General features: G+C 32.5%; 19 protein-coding genes and 2 tRNA genes. 6 read left to right on the top strand and 15 right to left on the bottom strand.

Annotated features, from left to right (window positions below; translation table 11 throughout):
* The 3 genes from BXU01_RS16245 to BXU01_RS16235 all read right to left on the bottom strand — a co-directional run bounded on the left by BXU01_RS16245 (position 1) and on the right by BXU01_RS16235 (position 5,310).
* The gene (locus BXU01_RS16245; protein WP_083694159.1) at positions 1–1,485 is read right to left on the bottom strand and encodes an SGNH/GDSL hydrolase family protein; all 1,485 of its coding nucleotides are present in this window, start codon (positions 1,483–1,485) and stop codon (positions 1–3) included.
* A 277-nt stretch (positions 1,486–1,762) separates the two neighbouring features.
* Entirely contained in the window at positions 1,763–3,181 is a 1,419-nt protein-coding gene (locus BXU01_RS16240) for an HmuY family protein (RefSeq protein WP_083694158.1), read from the bottom strand.
* A gap of 17 nt (positions 3,182–3,198) precedes the next feature.
* Positions 3,199–5,310, bottom strand: coding sequence for a TonB-dependent siderophore receptor (locus BXU01_RS16235; protein WP_083694157.1), 2,112 nt, complete (start codon positions 5,308–5,310; stop codon positions 3,199–3,201).
* Between the two features lie 103 nt (positions 5,311–5,413).
* Between BXU01_RS16235 and BXU01_RS16230 the strand changes: the two genes are divergently transcribed.
* Entirely contained in the window at positions 5,414–6,316 is a 903-nt protein-coding gene (locus BXU01_RS16230) for a DUF6607 family protein (protein WP_083694156.1), read from the top strand.
* Between the two features lie 126 nt (positions 6,317–6,442).
* On the opposite strand, the gene BXU01_RS16225 is transcribed toward BXU01_RS16230, so the two are convergent.
* Both BXU01_RS16225 and argS read right to left on the bottom strand, forming a co-directional pair.
* The gene (locus BXU01_RS16225; protein ID WP_083694155.1) at positions 6,443–6,673 is read right to left on the bottom strand and encodes a SusD/RagB family nutrient-binding outer membrane lipoprotein; all 231 of its coding nucleotides are present in this window, start codon (positions 6,671–6,673) and stop codon (positions 6,443–6,445) included.
* 64 nt (positions 6,674–6,737) lie between these two features.
* On the bottom strand, positions 6,738–8,516 hold the full coding sequence (gene argS / locus BXU01_RS16220; RefSeq protein WP_083694154.1) for an arginine--tRNA ligase: 1,779 nt from the start codon (positions 8,514–8,516) through the stop codon (positions 6,738–6,740).
* Positions 8,517–8,839: 323 nt separating this feature from the next.
* Between argS and BXU01_RS16215 the strand changes: the two genes are divergently transcribed.
* Entirely contained in the window at positions 8,840–11,254 is a 2,415-nt protein-coding gene (locus BXU01_RS16215) for a TonB-dependent receptor domain-containing protein (protein ID WP_083694153.1), read from the top strand.
* Positions 11,255–11,343: 89 nt separating this feature from the next.
* On the opposite strand, the gene BXU01_RS16210 is transcribed toward BXU01_RS16215, so the two are convergent.
* Together BXU01_RS16210 and BXU01_RS16205 are read right to left on the bottom strand one after the other, a co-directional pair.
* Complete coding sequence (locus BXU01_RS16210) at positions 11,344–12,015, bottom strand: copper homeostasis protein CutC (protein ID WP_083694152.1); 672 nt, start codon at positions 12,013–12,015, stop codon at positions 11,344–11,346.
* Between the two features lie 136 nt (positions 12,016–12,151).
* Positions 12,152–13,159, bottom strand: a complete 1,008-nt coding sequence (locus tag BXU01_RS16205; RefSeq protein ID WP_055093260.1) for a 3-oxoacyl-ACP synthase III family protein — start codon at positions 13,157–13,159, stop codon at positions 12,152–12,154.
* A 262-nt stretch (positions 13,160–13,421) separates the two neighbouring features.
* On the opposite strand from BXU01_RS16205, the gene BXU01_RS16200 reads away from it, so the two are divergent.
* Positions 13,422–15,833: a prolyl oligopeptidase family serine peptidase gene (locus BXU01_RS16200; RefSeq protein WP_083694151.1), complete on the top strand. Its 2,412-nt coding sequence runs from the start codon at positions 13,422–13,424 to the stop codon at positions 15,831–15,833.
* Between the two features lie 142 nt (positions 15,834–15,975).
* On the opposite strand, the gene BXU01_RS16195 is transcribed toward BXU01_RS16200, so the two are convergent.
* The 3 genes from BXU01_RS16195 to BXU01_RS16185 all read right to left on the bottom strand — a co-directional run bounded on the left by BXU01_RS16195 (position 15,976) and on the right by BXU01_RS16185 (position 18,244).
* The gene (locus tag BXU01_RS16195) at positions 15,976–16,926 is read right to left on the bottom strand and encodes an ABC transporter ATP-binding protein (RefSeq protein WP_083694150.1); all 951 of its coding nucleotides are present in this window, start codon (positions 16,924–16,926) and stop codon (positions 15,976–15,978) included.
* Between the two features lie 104 nt (positions 16,927–17,030).
* Entirely contained in the window at positions 17,031–17,726 is a 696-nt protein-coding gene (locus BXU01_RS16190) for an OmpA family protein (RefSeq protein WP_055093254.1), read from the bottom strand.
* 17 nt (positions 17,727–17,743) lie between these two features.
* Entirely contained in the window at positions 17,744–18,244 is a 501-nt protein-coding gene (locus tag BXU01_RS16185; protein ID WP_055093252.1) for a lipocalin family protein, read from the bottom strand.
* A 204-nt stretch (positions 18,245–18,448) separates the two neighbouring features.
* Between BXU01_RS16185 and htpG the strand changes: the two genes are divergently transcribed.
* The 3 genes from htpG to BXU01_RS16170 all read left to right on the top strand — a co-directional run bounded on the left by htpG (position 18,449) and on the right by BXU01_RS16170 (position 22,134).
* A complete protein-coding gene (htpG, locus tag BXU01_RS16180) occupies positions 18,449–20,332 on the top strand; it encodes a molecular chaperone HtpG (protein ID WP_083694149.1) in 1,884 nt (627 codons plus the stop codon).
* A 122-nt stretch (positions 20,333–20,454) separates the two neighbouring features.
* A complete protein-coding gene (locus BXU01_RS16175) occupies positions 20,455–21,285 on the top strand; it encodes a hypothetical protein (protein ID WP_083694148.1) in 831 nt (276 codons plus the stop codon).
* 132 nt (positions 21,286–21,417) lie between these two features.
* Positions 21,418–22,134, top strand: coding sequence for a DUF4369 domain-containing protein (locus BXU01_RS16170; protein WP_083694147.1), 717 nt, complete (start codon positions 21,418–21,420; stop codon positions 22,132–22,134).
* 118 nt (positions 22,135–22,252) lie between these two features.
* On the opposite strand, the gene BXU01_RS16165 is transcribed toward BXU01_RS16170, so the two are convergent.
* From BXU01_RS16165 to BXU01_RS16145, 5 genes are all read right to left on the bottom strand, one after another.
* Positions 22,253–22,711 carry a DUF5362 family protein gene (locus BXU01_RS16165; RefSeq protein WP_083694146.1) on the bottom strand — a complete coding sequence of 153 codons (459 nt, stop codon included), beginning with the start codon at positions 22,709–22,711 and terminating at the stop codon, positions 22,253–22,255.
* Between the two features lie 168 nt (positions 22,712–22,879).
* A complete protein-coding gene (locus tag BXU01_RS16160) occupies positions 22,880–23,281 on the bottom strand; it encodes a helix-turn-helix domain-containing protein (RefSeq protein ID WP_083694145.1) in 402 nt (133 codons plus the stop codon).
* Positions 23,282–23,463: 182 nt separating this feature from the next.
* Positions 23,464–23,537, bottom strand: a tRNA-Thr gene (locus BXU01_RS16155).
* Positions 23,538–23,640: 103 nt separating this feature from the next.
* Positions 23,641–23,714 (bottom strand) — tRNA-Thr (locus tag BXU01_RS16150).
* Positions 23,715–23,792: 78 nt separating this feature from the next.
* Positions 23,793–24,059 (bottom strand): hypothetical protein, encoded by a 267-nt coding sequence (locus BXU01_RS16145; RefSeq protein ID WP_055093243.1) that lies wholly within the window; start codon positions 24,057–24,059, stop codon positions 23,793–23,795.
* Positions 24,060–24,111: the final 52 nt, after the last annotated feature.

Here is a 24,111-nt window from a genome sequence, read left to right as displayed (position 1 = left end):
CTATTCATTTACACTATCTTTTTTTACAGAAACGGAATCTGTATTTGTTTTTCTGACTGCTTTCCGTTTATTAACATCAGTCTCTCTATTTTCTCGTAATACTTTATATTGCTCGTAACCTTTATTTAATTGATCGTATAATAATTTACCAATAGCTTTTGCACCTCGTTGATTAAAGTGCGTATAGTCTTTATTGGCTTTTGCAGGAGATTCGTCTACCCATTTAACCATAGATCCGTCACCACCCATTAAGGTATATAAATTTACAAATCCGGATTCTGTATCCAGTGCATATCTTTTTTGTGCTTTCATCAAAGGAACTACGGCAGAATCGGTTTTCATTTCCAGATCATATTTTGTTGATTTATCTGCTGTCGAAATAATCAAAATAGAAACCCCCGGAAATGATTCCTTAATTTTATTTACTGCTTTTGTCATACCTCTTTGATACCACGAATAATTCTTGGTTCCGTAGTTTAAAACGTTTGTTCCGTAATGTAAAATAACCAAGTCATATTTTAAACTATTGTTGAATCCCTGCATTACATTGGCATTAAACATAGAGATTGGCAATCCTGAATTTCCTCTTTGAGAGAAATTATCAACATGAACTCCAATACCATTATCAAAGTTAAAGCCATAAATAGGAATTGAATCTGAATGTATAAAATTTGCTTTGAATGCTTTGATACTTCCCGAAGTAACTTTTAAGGTATTGATCAAATTATTTGGGATAAGGCTTTTTCGCAAAGTATCTTTTCCAATAATAAAATTAACATTCCCTTTTTTAGAGGATCTTCCGTAAAACAATGTTGGATTATCCAGCGTTGTTGCATATTTATTTAGTCCCGCTTCATATTGAACCCAGGTTGTATTTGCTTTATCATTTGCAAAAAATACATGTCCGTTTACTCCAAATGGACTAATTGGGTTTTTTACATTTAAATAAGACAGCGTTTTCCAGTTTTTAGAATAGGTAGATTTTACAGAACCTCTTGATGCTGCAGACTCTGAAGTTATGGATACAAAACCAACTCCGTTACCACCAAAACGTTCCTGATAATTAGATCGAACATCCTGCACGATTAAATCTCCATCTGTCATGGAATCTCCATAATAGGCGATCCTTACTTTAGATTGTGGATTTTTTTCAAGCTGATATAATTTTTCATAAAAGGAAATAAGGTATTGATAGCCTTTATAGTTATCGAAAGTTTCAGATGGAAATTCTATTCCTTCTGAAGCATCAAAAACTATTTTTTCCTTAGCCTCTTTTTTCTCATCTTCAGAAAGGCTATCTCCCAGCTGAGCTAAAGAATCATTTGCGACAGATTCCAGAAGCAGACTATCTATAAGTACATTTTTAGAATCGACTTTGCTGTCCGGGAAAATTTTATCCGGTAAGATTTGTTTAAATCCAATGAAAGCTATGAATGCCAATGCTACAATTGCAAAAGACTGAAAAAAATAAGATTTTGTATTCACTAGTAATTATAAGTTTTGAAGAAAGGATTCGTTAAAATTTCTATCAAAAATTCCTGTTAATCCTTATAAAAAAGTATGCGCAAAGATAGAATTAAACATTAATTTATGAATTCTTTTTAACAATAAAATAAAACAAAAAAAAGAGGTTAGATGAATCTAACCTCTTTATCAAAAAAAATAAAAAAAACAAAGCTAATGATTAACTAACTTTTAATGCTTTCACATTTATGATTAGAATGAAATAATCTTATACTTTTTAGATTTTTTCATTAATCAATTATTTCAAGATAGCATATTCTAAAGTAACATTTCCTCTTTCTCCTGCTTCATTCAACATGGTAAGGAATTTAACTTTATAATAGTTTCCAGCTGCATCTTTAACCACATAAAAACGGTCTGTTCTAATACTTGGTAAAGTTGTATCACTACCACCATTTCTCCATGTAGCTCCAATTATTCTTTGATCTGTAACAGAAACTCTAAAATTATCCTCAACAACTTTAGCTTTTGTAAAATCAGCATAAGCTCCAGTAGAAACTAAAACCTGATAAACTTGTGCTCCACCTTTTGCATTTGTAGTAATAAAATCAGAATAACCATAAGTAACTTCACCAGAACCCATGTTTAAATAATTAGTAAACACAGTAAAGTTTAAATCCCATTTTGCTTTTTCCGGCTCAACAGAAACTGTATTTCCAGAGGCTAAACTAAAAAATGTAAAATTGTAGGCAGCATCTTTAGAAATTACTTTCTCTGTAAAGGTTGCAGAAGTTAAATCAGCATATTGAATTTTGTATCCATTACCACTTCTTAAAATTCTAACTTTTTTCCATCCTCTAGATTCTCCATCTACACTAACTGATCCTTTGTTAGGTGTTGCGGTTCCTACTAAAGATCCCATATTTACAAGATAAACTTTATTTTCAGAATCTGTAGCTGAAATTTCTGCAATAGCAGTTCCAATTCCTGCGCCTGCACCTGCTAAAACACCAGTTGGGTTATCTACATATCCGTTTGAAGCAGCAGTTGTTCCAGCGCCAACTGTTACATTTGCATCGATTACTTGAGATAAAGTAATATCAGAAGTTTCTAATTTTTTTACGGCCATTTTCACAGATCCGTTTATTACAACTCTAAAATCAGTCCCTGAAGAGAAACCAAAATCCCAAGCTGCTCTGTTTACTGATTTAGACGTACCAGAACTTAAATCAAGATAAAGTTGATTTGGCTGATTTGGACCTCCAACAGTAGCTGCTAAAACACTTCCTAGTGAAGCTGTTTGATTAAAATTAACCTGAATTGATTTGTTCAATCCAGTTACAACGTTAATAGAAGAACTAGTAACAGTAAAAACAACATTTTTCACTTCTCCTTCAATAGCTTCTTTTAACTTATTAACAGTAAAGCTTACTGATGAAACATTTTTTTCGAAAGGAACAATAACAGTCTTAGCCGTTGCAGCTGGCAAAGTTGTAAAATCAGTTCCACTAACAACTGCAGTTTCAGTAAAAGAGATTGTAAGAGTTCCTGCAGCAGCTGTAGGTGTTGCAAATTTTAATTCTATAGGAGTTGTTGCTGCAGTTAAATTTAATGAAGCCTCTGCAAAAGTGACTGCATTAGCCTCAACTGTATTATCATCACTTGAACACGAAACAAGCGATAATAAAGCGATTGATAAAAATAAAAGTTTTTTCATTGAGTTATTAATTTATATTAAAGATTAAGGTTATATGCTAATTTTAAAAAGTATGAGCGCCCGTAAGCCAGCATCACTTCTCCCGGCGCAGCATGTCCAGCCGTTTGACTTGTATTTGTTTGATTTACATTGGTTATATCAAAAACATTTCTCGCTCCAATCGTAACTTCAAATTGGTCTTTAAAAAAGTTTTTTCGAATTGAAATATCAAGCCAGTTGCTTGGATCAATATCAGATATGATAAAAGAAGAAGAGCCTTCTATAAAACGTTGTGTTTTTCCATTGTATTTATAATATCCTGAAAATGTGGTTTTCCATTTTGGAATTAAATATGAAAAACTTGCATTTAAATTAAATGAATAAAGAAATTTGTCATCAGACGTAAATACTTTGTTCTCTATTTTTTGTGAAATACCAATTATTGCAGCTCCAAAATTAAAAGTCAAATTATCTTTTTGAAATTGATTCATTGTCGAAAAATTCCAAACCTTATATTTACTTATATTAATGTATTGATATTCTGGATTGCCTGTATCGGGATTAAATCCCGTTAATGCCATATCTATCCTATCATCTACATCTAAATAACTACCCGCCACAGTATTTGACATTTGTAATCCTGAAGAAAATACTGTTGTTTTTTTAATACTGGTTTCGTAAGATGTACTGGTTTCAGGGATAAGATTTTCATTACCAATAAAGAAATGTCCATCAAAAATTAGCTTAGAATATAGTTCCTCAAAAGTTGGTGTACGAAATCCATTTCCATATGATGCACGAGCTTCTACTCCTTTGTCGAATAAATATCTTAGACCTATTGAAGAAGCATATTGATTTTCAAATTTTGATTGAGCTGAAAATCTTAATCCCGGTCTAATCGAAAATCTTTGAGTTGCCATAATCTCCGAAGAAGCAAAAAAGTCATAATTTTCAATGGTTTTGCGTATGGGCACAAAAATATTACTGGCTTCCTGAACAAGTGAAAATCCTTGATTGTTTACAAATTCATATCCTATCTGTAAGTCAACTGTTTTATCTGTAAAAAAATTACTTAATGTTCCTGTAGAATAAAGAACTTCCATCGATTGGTCTTTTACCTTAACATTATTTGCCTCTGTCTTATTTGCAAAAAGATATCTGAAATCTTCTACGTCACGCTGTTGTTTTTGATGAGAAACGGACACATTGTAATTTAGCTGAGAAAATATTTTACCTGTTGAATTTAAATTATGGAAATATCTATTCGTTAAATATCTTTTATCATCAGCGTATCTGTAAGATCCTGTTACAGGATTAAAACCAGACTGTACCGTACTATTATAATAATCTACGTTTTCATCTAAATATTCAAACTTATAGAAAAAACGAAAATTATCTTTACTGTAAGCTATTAATGCAGTTCCGTTTAGCTGGTCTTTCGGCAACCATCGATAACCTCGTGAGCCATCATTTTCATCATAATCGACTCCATTTTTATCATTTAAATATCCTTGAAAGTCGTTACGATTTGCACCTAGTGAAACATACCAGTTTTTATTAAAATTATGAGAAACTTTTAAGGATTGAATATGTCGTCCTTCTTTAAAAAGAGAGTATTCATCACTGATAGTTTCTTCCTGAACCGCAGCATTTATACCCCATTTATATTTTGAAGATTTTTTTGTAATAATATTTAAGACACCACTAACGGCATTCCCACCATATGTAACTCCCATTGAGCCTTCAACGATTTCGATATGATCAACATCATTAAGGTTTATCTGAGATAAATCAGTATTATTTCCTAAACCTGCTTCATTAACCAAAGGAACATTATCAACCAAAATTTTAAAATACTGGGCATCTAAACCAAATAAAGAAACTGTTGATCTACCACTAGTACTACTTGGTCTTACAGTTATATTTAAATATTGATTTAAAACATCTGCTAAATTATTGGCTGCCAGATTTTGTATGTCCTTACTCGAAATAATCCGAACATTAAAAACCGATTTTTTAATTGACTGTGGTTCAAACTGTCCGGTAACAACCACTTCAGAAAGTTTATTTACAGCCGTAGAATCTTTTTCTTGTGCAAACGAAATTTGACAAAAAACAATAGCTGTAAAAAGGGTAAATTTTATTTTCATTATTTTTATTCAGTCTTAATAATGGCGCAAATATATAACTATTTTTAATTGTTCTAAATAAAATTTATATATTTGCAAAAAATTTAAAAACAAAAAATAAGTTATGATTTCAAAAAGCCTCTATTTTTCAGCCGTTATGGCTTTGACTTGTAGTCTTGGTTTCAGTCAGGACAAAAAACAGCAAGACATTAAATCAATTAAATCAATGTGTGGTTGTTATGAAGTGAAATTTAATTTTACTGAAACTTTTCAATATCCTAAAGATTCAGCTACTTATAAACCTTCTGAAACTAAACATGAATCTGCTTTAGAATGGGTTGAGTTATTAGAAGACACTCCAAACAAAATCGTAATGCAACACTTATTAATAGTAAGTGACGATATGATTATCAAACACTGGAGACAAGATTGGCTTTATGAAAACACAGACTTATATTCATTCGATAAAGGGACTTCCTGGAAATATAAAAAACTAGATAAAAAAGCCGTTAAAGGTCAGTGGACTCAAAAAGTATATCAGGTAGATGACAGTCCAAGATATGAAGGATCTTCAACTTGGGTGCATGTAGACGGAAAAGATTACTGGGCGAACGTTGCTGATGCGCCTTTACCAAGAAGAGAGCAAACAAAACGTAATGATTACAATGTTTTAAAAAGAAGAAACATTCACGAAATCACTGCTACAGGATGGAATCACGAGCAAGACAACGATAAACTAATCAGAGACGATAGTGGAAAAGATGTTTTGTTAGCGCAAGAAAAAGGATTTGATGTTTATACTAAAGTTCCGGATATTAAATGTATTGCCGGACAAAAATGGTGGGTAGCAAACAATGCTCTTTGGAAAAATGTTCGTGACAAATGGCAAACTCTTTTTGACAGGCATCAGGACTTAAACTTAGAAGCAAAAGTGGACAGAAAAGCTCTTTATTCTCTTTTGTTTGATTTAAAACCAACTGCTTCAAAAGCAGAAACAGATGCTATCATCAACAAATTCGTAAAATAAAATATTTGTGTTAGTTATTGAAAAAGCCGATAGTTTTAGGACTATCGGCTTTTCTTTTTAATAACAAAACCATTAAGATCAATTTCTTTGGTTTATGTTTATCCAAATCTTTAACAAGATACAATGTTAGTTTTTGTCCCAAAATAGTTTTGTTGCTAACTTATCTCCTCCTATTGATGCCGCAGCAGCATTATAGTTTATAGTATTTAAGGTTTGTTCCCTAATTGGATATGTCATTCTTGACGGAATCTGGCCTTCTGCAGAAGCATCAGCATTTGATGGTGGCAAAAGAGCCGGGAAATTCAATCTCCTTGCAGACGTCCATCCTTCAAATCCTCTATTAAAAATAGATATCATCTTAAAACAAAAAGCCGATAATTGATGATCAATTATCAGCTTTTTAGATGTTTTACTTATGTTTTTACATTCTCTCAGGAACCTCAATTCCTAACAAAGTAAAAGCAGATTTTATAACTTCGGCAACTTTTTGTGAAAGCTGAACTCTGAATATCTTTTTAGTCAAATCTACTTCTCCTAATATATGTACGGACTGATAGAATGAGTTATATTCTTTTACTAAATCATAGGTATAATTTGCAATAAGTGCAGGACTATGATTTTGCGCTGCATTTTGAATCACCTCAGGAAAAAGCTCAATTTGTTTTACCAATTCTTTTTCTTTCTCGTGTAATTCTTCTGTATTTGTTTTAGCGGAGAAATCAAAATCGGCTTTACGAATAATCGATTGAATTCTTGCATATGTATATTGAATAAACGGACCTGTATTTCCTGCAAAATCAACTGATTCTTCCGGATTAAACAAAATACGTTTTTTAGGATCTACTTTTAAAATGTAATATTTTAAAGCTCCAAGTCCAATTGTCTTATATAATTTCGCTTTTTCTTCAGGTGAATAACTATCTAATTTTCCAAGATCTTCTGAAATTTGTTTTGCCGTATCCGTCATATCCTGCATTAAATCATCTGCATCTACAACAGTTCCTTCACGGCTTTTCATTTTCCCTGATGGCAAATCAACCATCCCGTATGACAAATGGTATAAACTTGAAGCCCAGTCAAAACCTAATTTTTTCAGGATCAGGAACAAAACTTTAAAGTGATAATCTTGTTCGTTACCAACTGTATAAACCATTCCGCCAACATCCGGCATATCTTTTACACGCTGAATTGCTGTACCGATATCTTGCGTCATATAAACAGCAGTTCCGTCAGAACGTAAAACAATTTTACGATCTAAACCTTCATCTGTCAAATCGATCCAAACAGATCCATCAGGATCTTTCTCGAAAACGCCACTATCAAGACCTATCTGAACAACATCTTTTCCTAATAAATAAGTATTGCTTTCGTAATAATATTTATCAAAATTAACTCCCAGATTAGTATAAGTTGTTGCAAAACCTTCATAAACCCATTCGTTCATCTTTTTCCAAAGCGAAATTACTGCTTCATCACCGGCTTCCCATTTTTTAAGCATTTCCTGTGCTTCAACAATAATCGGAGCTTGTTTTTTAGCCTCTTCTTCGGTTTTACCGGTTTCCATTAATTGAGAAATCTCAGCTTTATACGCTTTATCAAACTCAACATAATATTTACCAACTAATTTATCTCCTTTTAAATGTGAACTTTCAGGAGTTTCTCCATTTCCAAATTTCTGCCAAGCCAGCATCGATTTACAAATATGAATTCCACGGTCGTTGATAATTTGTGTTTTGTACACTTTTTTACCAGAAGCTTTGATAATTTCGGCTACAGAATATCCCAACAAATTGTTACGAACATGACCTAAGTGCAATGGTTTATTGGTATTTGGTGAAGAATATTCGACCATTATTGCTTTATCATCTGAGGATGGAGTTACATACCCAAATTTTTGATTGTCTCTTATCTCATTAAAGAAATTCAAATAATAACTATCTGCAATTACAATATTCAAAAAGCCTGAAACTACATTAAAACGTGCTACTTCAGGAAGATTTTCGACTAAATAATTTCCTATTTTATTTCCTAATTCTACAGGATTGCTTTTAATCACTTTTAATAAAGGAAAAATTACCATTGTAATATCGCCTTCAAACTCTTTTCTGGTAGTTTGATATTCGATTTTATCAACAGTAACATCAAATAATGCTTGTATTGCTTTTTGTATAGAAGGTGTAAGAATTTGTGATAATGACATGTAAACTTATTTTTAAAGTGAGCAAAGATACTGCTTATTCATCAATTACAGAAAATGAAAAACATATAAAATAGAACAAATCAATTAGAATTTCTCAAAAAGGATTTTAATTTGATTGTTAAAATTATCAAAAAATTAAAACGCTAATCTATTAAAAAACAGGCTTTCTTAAAAAAAACTAAAAAATTTTTATTTTTTCCTGTAACATATCGGCGACAAAAGAGTCTTAATAGAAAATTAGAATTCATTTTCAAGAAGAAAAAATTAACAAAAAACAAAAAAACAATCATCATCAATCAAATCAAAATAATCAATTAGTACTTATGAAATTAAAAATTTTTCTGTTCGCATTACTAGGTGTAATTGCAACAGCACAAGCCCAGAACGCGGGAACCGTTTCTGGAAAGATTACAGAAAAATCGAACAACGCGCCTATTTCTTATGCGACAGTTTCAATAAAAGATAACGGTAAAGTAGTTACTGGAGTTAACACGGATGATAATGGAGATTTCTCTATTAAAAATCTGGCTTTAAAAAGTTATACTATCGAAATTCAATACATTGGATTTAGAAAATATACAGGCTCTCTTATTTTAAGTGACAATAAAAAAACTGCTACGGTAAATGTTTCTCTTGAAGAAGAAGCTACTCAGCTTAAAGGTGTAAATATTGTAAGTGACCGCTCGACAATAGAACAAAAAATTGACCGAAAAGTGATCACAGTCGGAAAAGATTTGACTACTGCCGGAGCTTCAGCATCAGATATCATGAACAATATTCCATCTGTAAATGTAGATCAGGACGGAAAACTTTCACTTCGCGGAAATGACAATGTTCGTGTATTAATTGACGGAAGACCATCTAATATTGATCCTGCACAATTATTAAAACAAATTCCATCAACATCGATCAAAAAAATCGAATTGATTACAAATCCTAGTGCAAAATACAATCCGGAAGGAATGTCAGGAATTATCAATATCGTTTTACATAAAAATGCAAATACTGGTTTTAACGGAAGTTACAGTGGCGGAATCACTTTTGGAGAAACGGCTAAATACAACCAGTCTTTAAACTTGAATTACAAAACCGGAAAAGTAAATTTCTTTGGAAATGTGGGACAAAACTTTGGAACGTATTATAATGATGGTTTCATTAAAAGATTTGATCCAAGCGTAGTGCAGAAAATTGATGTTATAAATGACAACGATTCCTATTTGTATAAAATTGGAATGGATTATTTAATCAATGATCATAACACTTTATCTTTCTATACGAATCAAAACAAATCAAATGGTAAAGGTTTTGTAGATACTGCCATTGACTATAATAATGTAGCGGGCTCTGATGTTGCAAGTATTTTTCAGAAATCTAAATATTCAGGACCAGATAACGTTGGAACTTACAATTTAGCCTACAAACACATCTTTAAAAAAGAAGGTCATACTTTAGATTTTGAAGGAAACTATAGTGATAATAAAGAAACTAATTATGCTTCTTTTGATACTCAATCTATAAATAACGACAATACTCAAAACAATGTTATTTATGATGATTACATCAAAGGAACGCGTAAATTAACTACTCTGAATGTAGATTATGTAAATCCTTTAAACGATAAAACAACGCTTGAAGCCGGTGCTGAAGCAAGAATTACTAAAACTGATAATTATTATAGTACAGGAAATCCGCTTGCAGCACTTCCAGTTTCTGTTTATACTTATGATACAGATATTTATTCGGCTTATGTAACATTTGGTCAGAAATTTAAAAAATTCAGCTATCAGGTTGGTGGTCGTTTTGAAAGTTATAAAGTTGTCGCTAATTTAAATCAAGGTCTTGAAAAATTCAATGATGATTATATTACCTTATATCCTTCAGCTTATTTTACATACAACCTGAACGAAAAAAACACTTTGCAATTTAGCTATAGCCGTCGTGTAGACCGCCCTAGTTTAGAGCAGACAAAACCTATTCGTGAGTTTTCTACTCCGTTAGTTACCTCATTAGGAAATCCTGAATTAAAACCTCAGTTTACAAATTCTGTCGAAGTAAATTATACTAAAACTCTTGAAAAAGGAAGTTTTACAACAGGTGTTTTTTACAGAAGCATCAATGACCAAATTAGTAGAATTTTATATCCGGACGATACAGATCCAACTGGTAACAAACAAATTCTGACTTATACAAACTACGATCATAATACGTCTTATGGTTTTGAGGTTTCGTTCAATTACAAAATCACAAAATGGTGGGATATCCAGCCTTCTATCGATTTCTCAAGCATTAATCAACAAGGAGTTGTGTTTGAATATGATCCTGTAACACAAACAAGTAATCCTTTTGAAAGAAAAGTTACAGTTGCAGCATTTAATGGTCGTATGAACTCAAACTTTAAAGTAAACAAACGTTTAAGCTTTTTATTATTTGGTTTTTACAGAGGTGGAGTTGACGGAGTTCAAAATAATAGCAATGAAATGTACAAAATGGACATAGGTTCGCGTTATACATTGTTAGACAACAAGATGAACATCAGTTTACGTTTTAATGATATCTTTAATACAATGAAATATTCATTTGATGCTATGTATCCTTATGCGCATGAAGGACAATTTAAATGGGAAAGTCAAACTGTTTATTTAGGTTTAACGTATAATTTTGGTGGAGCAAAAATCAAAAATTTAGAGCGTAAACAAAGAGAAGATAACACTAGTAAAGGTGGCGGCGGAATGTTTTAATCCCACTTTTAATAGTAGATTTTAATAGTTCTTGTAGAGGAAAAGCCTGGAGTTTGCCAACTTCAGGCTTTTCTTATTTTATGGAATGGCTATAGAAAATTTCGTAATTCTTTTATTTCTTCGGGATTCGCTGTTTCTGTATTGTCAGTAATAGCAGACGAATGATAAAAAGTTGGTTCTAATTTTTCCTGCAGCAATTTAATGTTTGAGGATCGTAAACCTCCACCAGGCATAATTTCTATTCTGTCTTTGGCAAGTTCCTGAATCATTTCTAAATCATCAATTCCTTCTTCGACATTTTTTCCTCTTCCAGAAGTCAGGATCGTTTGAAAACCACAATCTATTACATCTTCCAGTGACTGTTCAATGTTTTTTACAACATCAAAAGCACGATGAAAAGTACAAGAAAGCGGACTGGCTAAATTTACTAATTCCTGATTATGTCTTTTATTGACACTTCCATCAGGATTTAAAATTCCGAAAACAAAACCATCAACACCCAATTTTTTCAAGTGTTTTAAATCTTGCTTCATTTCAACAAACTCTTCATCAGTATATACAAAATCACCGCCGCGAGGTCTTATAATAACATGCATTTTAATCGAAAGAATATCACGAACCCTAACCGCTAAAACCGCATTTGGCGTTGTTCCGCCAAGTTGCATGTTTTCGCATAATTCGATTCTGTCTGCGCCACTTTCTTGTGCAATTATCGCCGATTCGTAATTAAAACACGCTATTTCTAATTGATTTTTTTTCATTTTGTTTTTTAATCTGTTTTTCCGCAAAAGAAACCTAACAAGTTTTAAAAACCTAACAGGTTTGAATATGCAATTTATAAAAAAAACCTGCTCTAAAAAAGAGCAGGTTTTAAAATATAATGCAAGATGAATTAATTTACCATTTAATGATTGCGCTTGCCCAGGTAAAACCACTACCAAACGCAGCTAAAACAACTGTGTCTCCAGATTTTATTTTTCCTTGTTCCCAAGCTTCTGTCAAAGCAATTGGAATTGACGCTGCGGTTGTATTACCATACTTCTGGATATTATTATGCACCTGATCATCCGTCAATTTGAATTTGTTCTGAATGAATTGTGAAATTCTCAAATTCGCCTGATGCGGAATCAACATATCAATATCTGAAACCTGTAAACCGTTTGCTTCCAAACCTTCGTTAATTACTTCTGCAAAACGAACTACGGCATTTTTAAATACAAATTGTCCGTTCATGTACGGATAATAACTTTCGTCGTTTGGGTCATTATCTGCCAAAATATCAGTTACCCAACGTGCTCCCATTCCTGGTGCCTGCAAAGCTAATTCCTCTGCATGTTGTCCTTCTGAATGTAAGTGAGTAGATAAAATTCCTTTTGTTAAATCTTCTTCACGGCTCAAAACTGCTGCTCCAGCCCCGTCTCCAAAAATCACAGAAACTCCACGACCGCGGGTTGTCATATCTAATCCTGTAGAATGAACTTCAGAACCAATTACCAAAATGTTTTTATACATTCCGGTTTTAATGTATTGATCTGCAACAGATATAGCATAAACAAAACCAGAACACTGATTTCTTACATCTAATGCCCCAACAGTTCTTAATCCTAAATCACGTTGTACTAAAACTCCGGGACCTGGAAAATAGTAATCAGGACTTAATGTAGCAAAAACTACAAAATCAATATCTTCTTTGGCTACGCCAGAACGTTCTATAGCAATTTTAGCTGCTTTTACTCCCATTGTAGTTGTGGTATCTTCTCCACGAATAATATGTCTGCGCTCCTGAATTCCTGTACGTTCCTGAATCCACTCATCATTGGTATCAATAATTTTAGACAAATCGTCGTTGGTCACAACATTGGAAGGAACATAATATCCTAAGCCCGCTATTTTTGAATGATACATATTCTTTTGTTATTTGTTAAAAATTTGGAATGCAAATTTAAGTATACTTTAAATCATTAGCGTACAAATTAGTGTTTTTTTCGTAATTGACAATTTAATATACTTTAATTATATATCGAATTAAGACTATTTGCATTTTGAAAAATCAGTTTTTACATCAAAATGATGAAAACTATGAAAAATAACCCATAAAATGTAACAAGATTCAATTACTTTAGTCAAACATAACGAATACCATTTTTAAACTCCTAAAATTCAAATTATGAAATTAAAGGTTACACTCCTCTTATTTCTTAACATTGGCTTTTTTGCCTTTGCTCAGGAAAATTTAACCTACCAAAAACCATCAAAATCTATATTAGATTTAGCTGATTACCAAAAAGCTCCCCTTGTATCTATGGATACTAAAAAAGAGAATATGTTGCTCCTTTACAGAAATACATATAAAACATTAGATGATCTTAACCAGGACGAACTTCGATTAGGTGGTGTGAGAATTAATCCGGTAACTAATATTTCGAGTACAGCAACGTACACAATTAATCTTAAGCTTAGAAAAATTAGTGGAAAAGACGAAATACAAGTTACAGGTTTACCTGAAAATCCTAAGATAACGAATGTTCTCTGGTCACCAAATGATAAGAAAATTTTATTCTCGCATACTACAAATACGGGTGTAGAACTTTGGGTTGTAGATGTTGCAACTGTAAAAGCTACAAAACTTACAGATGCGACTGTAAATGCAAATCTTGGCAATCCGTTTAGCTGGTTTTTAGACAATGAAACTATCTTGGTTAAAATGTTGCCAAAAAACAGAAAACCATTATTGGATTCTAAAAAAGATCTGCCAGCCGGACCTATTATTTCTAACACATCAGGGGCAAAATCTCAGAATAGAACCTACCCTGATATGTTGAAAAATCAAAATGACGAAATTAATTTTGAGAATATTATTACTTCTGAATTGTATAAAGTTAACCTTAACGGAACTGCCACTTTGTTTAAGGAAGCAGCCATGTATGCCGGAGAAAAAATTTCGCCGGATGGTAATTATATTATGCTAACTACAATCCAGAAACCGTTTTCATATGTTGTTCCTTTAAATCGATTTCCATCCAGAACTGTTGTTTATGATGCAAGAGGAAAAGAAGTTAAAGTAGTTAATGAAGTTCCTTTAAACGAAGTAATACCAAAAGGTTTTATGGCAGTTCGCAAAGGAAAAAGAGAAATGACCTGGAGAAATGACAAACCCGCAACCTTATCATATGTTGTTGCTTTAGACGAAGGAGATCCTGCAAACAAAGTCGAATTTAGAGATGAAGTTTTTCTTTGGGATGCACCTTTTACAAACAATGCAACAGCATTAGTAAAAGTACCTCAACGCTACAATGACATTGTTTGGGGTAATGACAATATCGCTTTTCTTACTGACGAATGGTACGATACCCGTAATACAAAAACATATTTAATCAATCCGTCAAATCCTGCCCAGCAAGCAAAAGTAATTACAGACAGAAACCAACAAGATGTTTATTCAGATCCGGGAACTTTTGAAACTAAAAAGAATGAATACAACAAATATGTTTTAGCGATCGAAAAAGACAATGCATATCGTATTGGAGAAGGATATACAAAAGAAGGACAATTTCCTTTTATTGATGAATTTAACTTAAAAACATTGCAGTCTAAACGCCTTTATACTTCGGCTTATAAAGATAAAAAAGAGGATTTATTAGGTATTGAAGATTTTAAAACCGGTAAGGTTTTAGTTCAGATCCAGTCTAAGAGTGAATATCCTAATTATTATTTTAGAAACATTAAAAAACAAAATAGCTTAACGCCAATTACTTATTTCCCAAATCCGTTTGAAAGCATTAAAGATGTTAGCAAAGAAGTAATCAAGTACAAGCGTAAAGATGGTGTTGAACTTTCAGGAACTTTATATTTACCTGCCGGTTATGACAAAGCAAAGAAAGAAAAATTACCATTATTAATCTGGGCGTATCCTGCTGAGTATAAAGATAAAAACAGCGCCGGACAATCGACACAAAACTCAAACGAATTTACAACTCCTTATTATGGATCGTTTGTATATTGGGTAACAAAAGGATATGCCGTTTTAGATGATGCAGCTTTCCCTATTATTGGAGAAGGAACTACAGAACCTAATGACAATTTTATTTCTCAATTAGTAGATAATGCTGCAGCTGCAATTGATGCAGTTGATGCTTTAGGATATATCAACCGTAAAAAAGTAGCTATAGGAGGACATTCTTACGGAGCTTTTATGACGGCAAATCTATTAACACATTCTAATTTATTTGCATGCGGAATTGCAAGAAGCGGAGCTTACAACAGAACCTTAACCCCATTTGGTTTCCAGACAGAACAACGTAATTATTGGGAAGTTCCTGAGGTTTATACTGCAATGTCTCCTTTTATGAATGCAGATAAAATGAAAACACCTCTTTTATTAGTTCACGGTGAAGCAGATAATAATCCCGGAACTTTTACTTTGCAGACGGAGCGTTATTATCAAGCATTAAAAGGCTTGGGAGCAACGGCAAGAATGGTAATTTTACCTAAAGAAGCACATAGTTATGTTGCCAAAGAAAACATTTTGCACCTGCTTTGGGAACAAGATCAATTCTTAGAGAAATATTTAAAGAACTAATTTATACAAGTAAACCCGACAGGTTTTAAAAACCTGTCGGGTTTAATAAAACAAGAAACCCGATAGTTTTTAGACTATCGGGTTTCTTGTTTTTATACTATTAAAAAGAATTATCTCATTTTCTAATTGACACATTCTCTAATTAAAGATAATTTAAACCTAAAAATATTTCCTGTTCCAGAGGCAAATCGATTTCACTTTCAAAAAATACCAGCTGTCTTTTATAAACGGTTTCAATTAAAAAATGATTTCCCCTAAAATAAGTCCTTCTAATTTTTACCGGTAAATTCGATTCGGTTACCATTTTAAACTGATGCGGATATACTAATGTTTTATGTGTTTGATCTTCATACGGCAATAACAAATGGGTAGGAATCTCATTTACTTCCCCAAAAAGCGAAGCCACATATTTTGTTTCAGGATCTTCATAAATTTTTGTCGGATTATCTTTTACGATAACTTCTCCGTTTCGCATCACGATTGCTTCATCTGCAAACGATAAGGCATCTGTACTGTCATGAGTTGCAATAATACAGGTAATTCCTTTTTGTTTTAAGTATCTAAATAAATTTCGACGTAAAGCGTTTTTACGAAAAGCATCTATTTGACTAAAAGGTTCATCTAATAAAATTACTTCCGGCTCCAGAGCCAAAACTCTTACCAGTGCTACCCTTTGTTGTTGTCCTCCACTTAAAAATTTAGCTTTTACATTAGAGAATTGCTCCATTTCTACCATTTCTAGTAATTCCTGAACACGTAGTTTTTTCATGTTGGCAAAACCATTCGACAGGAATTTTCCAACATTTTCGGCTACAGTTTCAAAAGGGGACAAGTCAAAATCCTGAGCCAGATATTTCATAAAAGGCATTCCCGGGATCAAATTGTATTTAGGACCTAAAATAGGTTTATCATTATAAAAGATCTTACCTTCTTTTAAGTCATATAAACCGTACATTAATTTTAAAAGTGTACTTTTTCCGCAGCCACTTTCTCCAATAATAGCAATATTCTCGCCTTTATTTATGGTAAAAGAAACGTTTTTTATAACAGGGCTATCGGTATACGAAAAAGAAATATTCTGAATGTCAAGCATGGGTTGTATTTGAAAGTTCAAATTTACAATGTTTAATTTCTAAAGTCAAAAAAAAGCTGCTTCAATTATGAAACAGCTTTTAAGAAATTTTATTGCGTTTGAAACTATTTACCTGCTTCGGTTTTAGCGTCATTTACCATTTTGTCATTTGCAGTGATAGAAAACTCTACACGACGGTTTTGAGCTCTTCCTTCCGGAGTATCATTTGTAGCAATTGGATCAACAATTCCTAAACCTGAAGTTTTGAAACGGCTTGATTTTAATCCTTTAGAAACTAAATAAGATTGCACAGAAGCAGCTCTTTGTCCTGAAAGTGTTAAGTTATATTCTGGTTTTCCTGTATTATCAGTATAACCAAAAATTTGAATATCAGTATCTCCGTACTCATTAAATACAGGAACTAATTTATCTAAATTTGCTTTTGCCTGAGTTGTCAAAGTAGATTTGTTTGTATCAAAACGAACCGCATTTTCATTAAGAGTCAAGTGAATTCCTTCTCCTACTCTTTCTACAGATGCACCTGGTAAAGCCTGATCAATTTCACGGGCTTGTTTATCCATTTTGTTTCCAATAAGAGCACCAGTTCCACCACCTACAGCAGCTCCAATTGCAGCTCCTAAAGCAGCGTTTCCGCCTTTTCCTAAATTATTTCCTAAAATACCACCAATAAGACCACCGGCAACTACTCCAATTCCTGCACCTTTTTGTGTATTGTTTGCGTTTTTAACTGAATCGCAACTTGCAAAAAAACTTACTAATACAAGTAAACTACTCAAACCTAAAACTGTTATCTTTTTCATATTATATATTTTTAATTTTAATTAGCTCTTTGAAATTGGTAAGTAACATCTTTTACTTGTCCTCCAACGTTGATGTTATCAACTAACTGAAATGAATTTTCAGTTAAACCGGCAACTTTTAATAAGTATCCGTCTCTTACTTTTTTTGCTTTTATACCAGCATCAAGAATTTTAAGTACAAACAATCCCTGATTATTTATACTCCAAACAATTGGTGAGCTAAAAGCAGTACAGCTTGGTGCTGTTAAAGCCATTGATCCTTTGTTATTATTTGAAATAAAATTCCAGGTACTTCCAATGAAACATTTAGAATCTGCAAGATCAAAAGAATTTACCTTGATATATTCAGAACCTGGATAAGATACATTAGTTAAAACCCAATTTCCTTTAATAGCTACCTGAGTAGGTCTGTCAAGTTTTTTTGATAGTGGAGTGGCTTCAGTTGAAGCTGTAGACGAAGCTGATTTACACGCGAATAACATCGTTGCGATCATGCAAATGAAAATAATTTTCTTCATTTTGTACTTTTATTTAAGTTAATACTTACTTATTTAACAATTATTATACGACAAAGATACAATTCATAAGAATATCTTTTGTTTTAGAATCTAATTATTTTCTTTCAAAATTAACACTTACGACATTTTGTCATTCAAAAAACAATTGGTATTCTATTTGAAGAAATGAAAATCATCACTTTAAACTAAAAAAATAATAAAAATATGACAACAGGTAAAATTAATGTTTCGGTAGAAAACATCTTTCCCTTAATCAAAAAATTCTTGTATAGCGATCACGAAATCTTTTTACGTGAGTTAATTTCAAACGGAACCGACGCGACTTTAAAGCTAAAACACTTAATTAGTATAGGAGAAGCTAAAGTAGAATTCGGAAATCCTGTTATCGAAATTAAAATTGATAAAGAAGGCAAAAAAATCCACATCATCGACCAGGGATTAGGTATGACAGCTGATGAAGTTGAAAAATACATTAACCAGGTTGCTTTTTCAGGAGCCGAAGAGTTCCTTGACAAATACAAGGATTCTGCTAAAGATTCCGGAATTATTGGTCACTTTGGTCTTGGTTTCTACTCTGCTTTTATGGTTGCAGAAAAAGTTGAAATTATCACTAAATCATACAAAGACGAACCAGCTGCGCACTGGACTTGCGATGGTAGCCCTGAATTTACTTTAGAGCCTGCTGACAAAACTTCACGCGGTACTGAAATTATCCTGCATATCGCTGAAGACTCTCTTGAATTTTTAGAAGATTCTAAAATCAGCGGATTATTGAATAAGTATAATAAGTTTATGCCTGTTCCAATTAAATTTGGAACCAGAACAGAAACACTTCCAAAACCGGAAGATGCTCCTGAAGATTATGTAAACGAAACTTTTGAAGTTGATAACATCATCAATAACCCAAATCCGGCGTGGACTAAACAACCAACGGAATTATCTGATGAGGATTATAAAAACTTCTACAGAGAATTGTATCCAATGCAATTTGAAGATCCGTTGTTTCACATTCATTTAAATGTAGATTATCCATTTAACTTAACCGGAATTTTATACTTCCCTAAGTTAGGATCTGATATGCAAATCCAGAAAGATAAAATTCAATTGTACCAAAACCAGGTTTATGTTACAGATAACGTAGAAGGAATTGTACCTGAATTTTTGACAATGCTAAAAGGAGTTATCGATTCACCGGATATTCCGTTAAACGTTTCCCGTTCAGGATTACAAGCTGATGGTGCAGTTAAGAAAATTTCTAACTATATTACTCGTAAAGTAGCGGATAAACTTAAAGCATTATTTAACGAAAACCGTGCTGATTTTGAAGCTAAATGGAACGACATTAAAATCGTTTTAGAGTACGGAATGCTTTCTGAAGATAAATTCTACGAAAAAGCAGGTGCATTTGTATTGTACCCAACTGTAGATGAAACTTATTTTACTCTTGAAGAATTAAAAGAGAAATTAAAAGAAAACCAAACCGATAAAGACGGAAAACTGGTTGTCCTTTATGCTGGAAATAAAGATGCACAGCACTCTTATATTGAAACAGCAAAAGAAAAAGGATACGAAGTATTGCTTTTAGATTCTCCGATCATCTCACACTTGATTCAAAAAATTGAAGGCGATAATAAAGATGTAACTTTTGTTCGTGTAGATTCTGATCATATTGATAATTTAATCAAAAAAGACGAAAACACGATTTCTAAGTTATCAGATGAAGAGAAGGAAACTTTAAAAACTTCATTAGAATCTTATATCCCTAAAGCATATAGTGTACAACTACAAGCTATGGATAGCCAGGCTGCTCCTTTTATCATTACGCAACCGGAATTCATGCGCAGAATGAAAGAAATGAGCCAATCTGGTGGTGGCGGAATGTTTGGAATGGGTAATATGCCTGAAATGTATAATCTGGTTGTAAATACAAACTCAGATTTAGCTTCAAGCATCTTAAATACTGAAGACAAAACACATCAGGAACACTTGGTAAAACAAGCTTTAGACTTAGCCAAGTTATCGCAAAACCTTTTAAAAGGAGAAGCTTTAACCGCTTTTGTAAAAAGAAGTTTTGAGATGATCAAATAATATTTTTTATTAAAAATACGTTCTAAATCCTGTAGGCTCTGCTTACAGGATTTTTTTATTATCATTTACTTTTTTTATTAAATTTGAATGCCTTTTTAACCCTAACAAAAACCCAAACTACTATGAAAAAGACCTTAATTTTATTACTAACCATTTGTGCAACAGGATTTACCTACATTTCTTGTTCCAGCAATGATGATGACAAAACGAATCAGGCCGATGTAAGCTCAGTTGGAGCTTCGATTGCAATTGACGCCACTAACGAAATGGACATCAAAACCGGATTATTGGTTTCATCAAAAATTTCATCTACAGGAAAATCAGCCGAAAATATAACTGGAATCTGTGGCACCATTACCATAACACAGCAAAGTGCAGAATCGTACCCTAAAGTATTTACGGTAGATTATGGAACTGCAGGATGCTCAGACAATCAAATAGTAAAAAAAGGAAAACTGAAAATTACATTTTCCGGACCTATTACTACGACAGGAAGCAAAATGACCATTGAGAGAATAGACTATTCTATTACTGGAATAAAACTGGAAGGAACAATTGAATATGTAAATACTACAACTATTGCAACTGTACCACAATTTAGCAGAAAAGTCACTAACGGAAAATTTACAGATTTAGCTGGAAGAGTTTATCTTAATTCAGGAATGGTTACCATAAAACAATCTGCAGGCGTAGAAACACCATTTGTTCTTGAGGATAATATTTATGAAATGACCGAAGGAACTCATACCGTAACAGCACAAAGTGGAGGAACATTAACCTTAACTGTTCAGGAACCATTGATCAAAAAATATTCGTGTGAGTTTATATCTAAAGGAAGACTAAAAATTCAGGGAGAATTGCTAAACGGAGTTGTAGATTATGGCAACAATGATTGTGATAGTAAATATACTTATACGAACGAAAACGGAACTTCATATAATTTAGCGATGTAGAGAGATAATTTTCAATAAAATTTATGAATCCCAATTTAGAAATAGATTGGGATTTATTTTTCGCAAAATTTAAACCCGACATCATTACATTCAAACTATTTTCTTTATTTTGCAGCAAAATCTAAAAAACCAATGAAAAAATCACTTATTGCTTTTGTTACACTCGCAGTATTAGCATCTTGTAGTAAAAAAGAATCAACTGACAGTTTGCACCTTACAGGAAATATAAAAGGATTAAAAAACGGAACTTTATATATTCAAAGAATCGTTGATACATCTCTTGTTGCTATTGACAGCATCAAAATAGACGGAAATTCTGCTTTTGAAAGCGATTTAAAATTAGAATCTCCTGAAATTCTTTATTTATATCTGGACCGTGGCGTAACGAACTCATTAGACAACAATATTATGTTTTTTGCTGAGCCAGGAAATGTAAATATCGATACCAACTTAGATAACTTTATCTATGGGGCAAAAATTACCGGATCTAAAAATCAGGATTTATATGAAGAATACAAAAAAATAAATTCTCGTTTTAATGACGAAAGCCTTTCTATGGTCGAATCAAAATTTAAAGCTATTAAAAGACAAGATCAAAAAGCGATCGACAGTATTAATATAAAACAAGAGTCTAATATTAAGAGAAAATACTTATATGCTACAAACTTCGCCCTTAATAATAAAGATCACGAAATAGCACCTTATATCGCTTTATCTGAGATTTACGACATCAATATTAAATTTCTGGATACGATTCAAAAATCGATGACTCCAAAAGTTGCACAATCACTTTACGGAAAAAAATTGACTAAATATGTTGCTGATATTAAAAAAGAGCAACAGAAATAACATATACCATTTTAAACAAATAAAAAAGTCCTGAGAATCTCAGGACTTTTTTTGTTTTATAGCAAACTCAAATTAAATCAATAAAAAAGATTCTTAGAAAGTTTGAAATTTTATTTTTCTATCTTCCTAATAAAGCTCCAAAAATAGCAAGTACAAATATTAATCCGTATAATACCAAAATGGCAAGCATAAAAATACCGATAAATTTGTAATGCGATTTTAAATATCCCAAAGAACTTGTCAGTGCTTCAGTATCATTATCCCTGAAAGCTTTTTTTGCATTAGATGCAAACTTAAATAAGTAATATACTGGAAAAAAATAGATTGCTCCGATAATAAAATACACTATGCCCATTACTACGCCAAAAGAACCTCCCATTGCATTTGCTCCGGGAATAGCTGCTCCCATTGCTGCGAAAAAGGTCCCGGCAAAAACGGCGATTAACATAATAAGCCCAATGCCCACAAAACCTAAAATAGATAAAAAATAGGCCCATTTTGCGGTTTCTTTTAAAAACTCTTTTGCAGATTGGTCGAGCTGCAACTCAAATTTTTCAAAAACTGAATTTTCTTCCATTTGTATAATATATGTTTTGGTTAAGAAACAAACATAAGAAAAATATGGTTACAATTTTCTAAATTATAAAATCAGGTTTTGTTCAATATTTTTTAATACGGAATCAAATATTTCTCACTTCAAAAAACGAGACAAAAAAAAAGAGGTTTTATAAGACCTCTTTTTTCATTACTTTCCTTTTATAATATTCTCTAAATATTCTGTTTTTTCTTTTTCTGACTGAACCAAACGCTCATAAAGTTCAACTACTTTATCAAGCGGATTAAATGAGCATTGTTGATTTTGACTAAAAGCTCCTTGACTATTGCTAAAATCAGTATCATGAAATGTATTGAAATAATTAATCATATTTTCTTCTGAGAAATTTTTAATTGCTTCTGCAGTTACACCATGTGCTTTTGCTACTTCAATTAATTTTTCTTCATCAATGGTTTCACTATTTTCAATAGCTGAAATAGTTTGCTGGTTTGTGCCTAAAGCTTGTGCCAATGCTTCCTGCTTCATGTCTCTAAGTTCACGAATACGGCTAATTTTTCGCCCTATATGATTTGGTTTTTCTAGTGTGCTCATAATTCAAAGATAATAATTAAGTGCAACAACAACAACAATATGTAAAAAACATATTTAACAATGTAGCATACAAATCACTGTATTAAGAAAAGCTCAAATTTTATTTAAAAAAGCAAAATCCGGGAGTTTTTTAAATTTAGAGCAAAAAAAAACCACCACTAAAAAGTGATGGTTTTCCGTTGAGCCGGCGGAGGGACTCGAACCCACGACCTGCTGATTACAAATCAGCTGCTCTAGCCAACTGAGCTACGCTGGCGACTCATTACGGGTGCAAATATAAAATGGATTTTTGTATTTTCCAAAATAAATTTACTGCTTATTTTAATAAAAAACCACCACTAAAAGTGATGGTTTTGTTGAGCCGGCGGAGGGACTCGAACCCACGACCTGCTGATTACAAATCAGCTGCTCTAGCCAACTGAGCTACGCTGGCGACTCATTACGGGTGCAAATATAAAGCGGTTTTTCGTTTTACCAAAATAAATTTGCACTTTTTTATACTTTTTTTTGCTTACAATTCGTTGATTTTAGCAATCAATTGATTAGCAGTTTCTTCCAATTCAACATTGATTTGTTTAAAGTGCGCTTTTTTGTTTTCAACGTTCTTAGCATTCACTTTTGTGATCAAAGTATCAAAAGCAGCGATAGCCTGATCGATCAAAGCATTCGTTTCTGGAGTAGGATTTCCTGATGTAGACATTTCGAACAAGTAAATTGCCTCAATAATATCTCCTAATACGAAGTTGATGTCTTTCTTTAAATTTTTAACGTTTGCCATTTTTATTTTTATTTTAATTTGCGACTGCAAAAGTACACATAATCTTTTTATT

This window comes from [Flexibacter] sp. ATCC 35103, from assembly GCF_001975985.1.
In the GTDB taxonomy this organism is placed as follows: domain Bacteria; phylum Bacteroidota; class Bacteroidia; order Flavobacteriales; family Flavobacteriaceae; genus Flavobacterium.
The sequence above is the reverse complement of the archived record's forward strand: the minus strand, read 5'-3'. Positions and strand labels throughout refer to the sequence as shown.

Bases quoted from the DNA above. Each gene is read 5' to 3' on its own strand.
- BXU01_RS16240 (WP_083694158.1), bottom strand. From the start codon at position 3,181: ATGAAAAAACTTTTATTTTTATCAATCGCTTTATTATCGCTTGTTTCG.
- BXU01_RS16235 (WP_083694157.1), bottom strand. From the start codon at position 5,310: ATGAAAATAAAATTTACCCTTTTTACAGCTATTGTTTTTTGTCAAATT.
- BXU01_RS16230 (WP_083694156.1), top strand. From the start codon at position 5,414: ATGATTTCAAAAAGCCTCTATTTTTCAGCCGTTATGGCTTTGACTTGT.
- BXU01_RS16225 (WP_083694155.1), bottom strand. From the start codon at position 6,673: ATGATATCTATTTTTAATAGAGGATTTGAAGGATGGACGTCTGCAAGG.
- argS (WP_083694154.1), bottom strand. From the start codon at position 8,516: ATGTCATTATCACAAATTCTTACACCTTCTATACAAAAAGCAATACAA.
- BXU01_RS16215 (WP_083694153.1), top strand. From the start codon at position 8,840: ATGAAATTAAAAATTTTTCTGTTCGCATTACTAGGTGTAATTGCAACA.
- BXU01_RS16210 (WP_083694152.1), bottom strand. From the start codon at position 12,015: ATGAAAAAAAATCAATTAGAAATAGCGTGTTTTAATTACGAATCGGCG.
- BXU01_RS16205 (WP_055093260.1), bottom strand. From the start codon at position 13,159: ATGTATCATTCAAAAATAGCGGGCTTAGGATATTATGTTCCTTCCAAT.
- BXU01_RS16200 (WP_083694151.1), top strand. From the start codon at position 13,422: ATGAAATTAAAGGTTACACTCCTCTTATTTCTTAACATTGGCTTTTTT.
- BXU01_RS16195 (WP_083694150.1), bottom strand. From the start codon at position 16,926: ATGCTTGACATTCAGAATATTTCTTTTTCGTATACCGATAGCCCTGTT.
- BXU01_RS16190 (WP_055093254.1), bottom strand. From the start codon at position 17,726: ATGAAAAAGATAACAGTTTTAGGTTTGAGTAGTTTACTTGTATTAGTA.
- BXU01_RS16185 (WP_055093252.1), bottom strand. From the start codon at position 18,244: ATGAAGAAAATTATTTTCATTTGCATGATCGCAACGATGTTATTCGCG.
- htpG (WP_083694149.1), top strand. From the start codon at position 18,449: ATGACAACAGGTAAAATTAATGTTTCGGTAGAAAACATCTTTCCCTTA.
- BXU01_RS16175 (WP_083694148.1), top strand. From the start codon at position 20,455: ATGAAAAAGACCTTAATTTTATTACTAACCATTTGTGCAACAGGATTT.
- BXU01_RS16170 (WP_083694147.1), top strand. From the start codon at position 21,418: ATGAAAAAATCACTTATTGCTTTTGTTACACTCGCAGTATTAGCATCT.
- BXU01_RS16165 (WP_083694146.1), bottom strand. From the start codon at position 22,711: ATGGAAGAAAATTCAGTTTTTGAAAAATTTGAGTTGCAGCTCGACCAA.
- BXU01_RS16160 (WP_083694145.1), bottom strand. From the start codon at position 23,281: ATGAGCACACTAGAAAAACCAAATCATATAGGGCGAAAAATTAGCCGT.
- BXU01_RS16145 (WP_055093243.1), bottom strand. From the start codon at position 24,059: ATGGCAAACGTTAAAAATTTAAAGAAAGACATCAACTTCGTATTAGGA.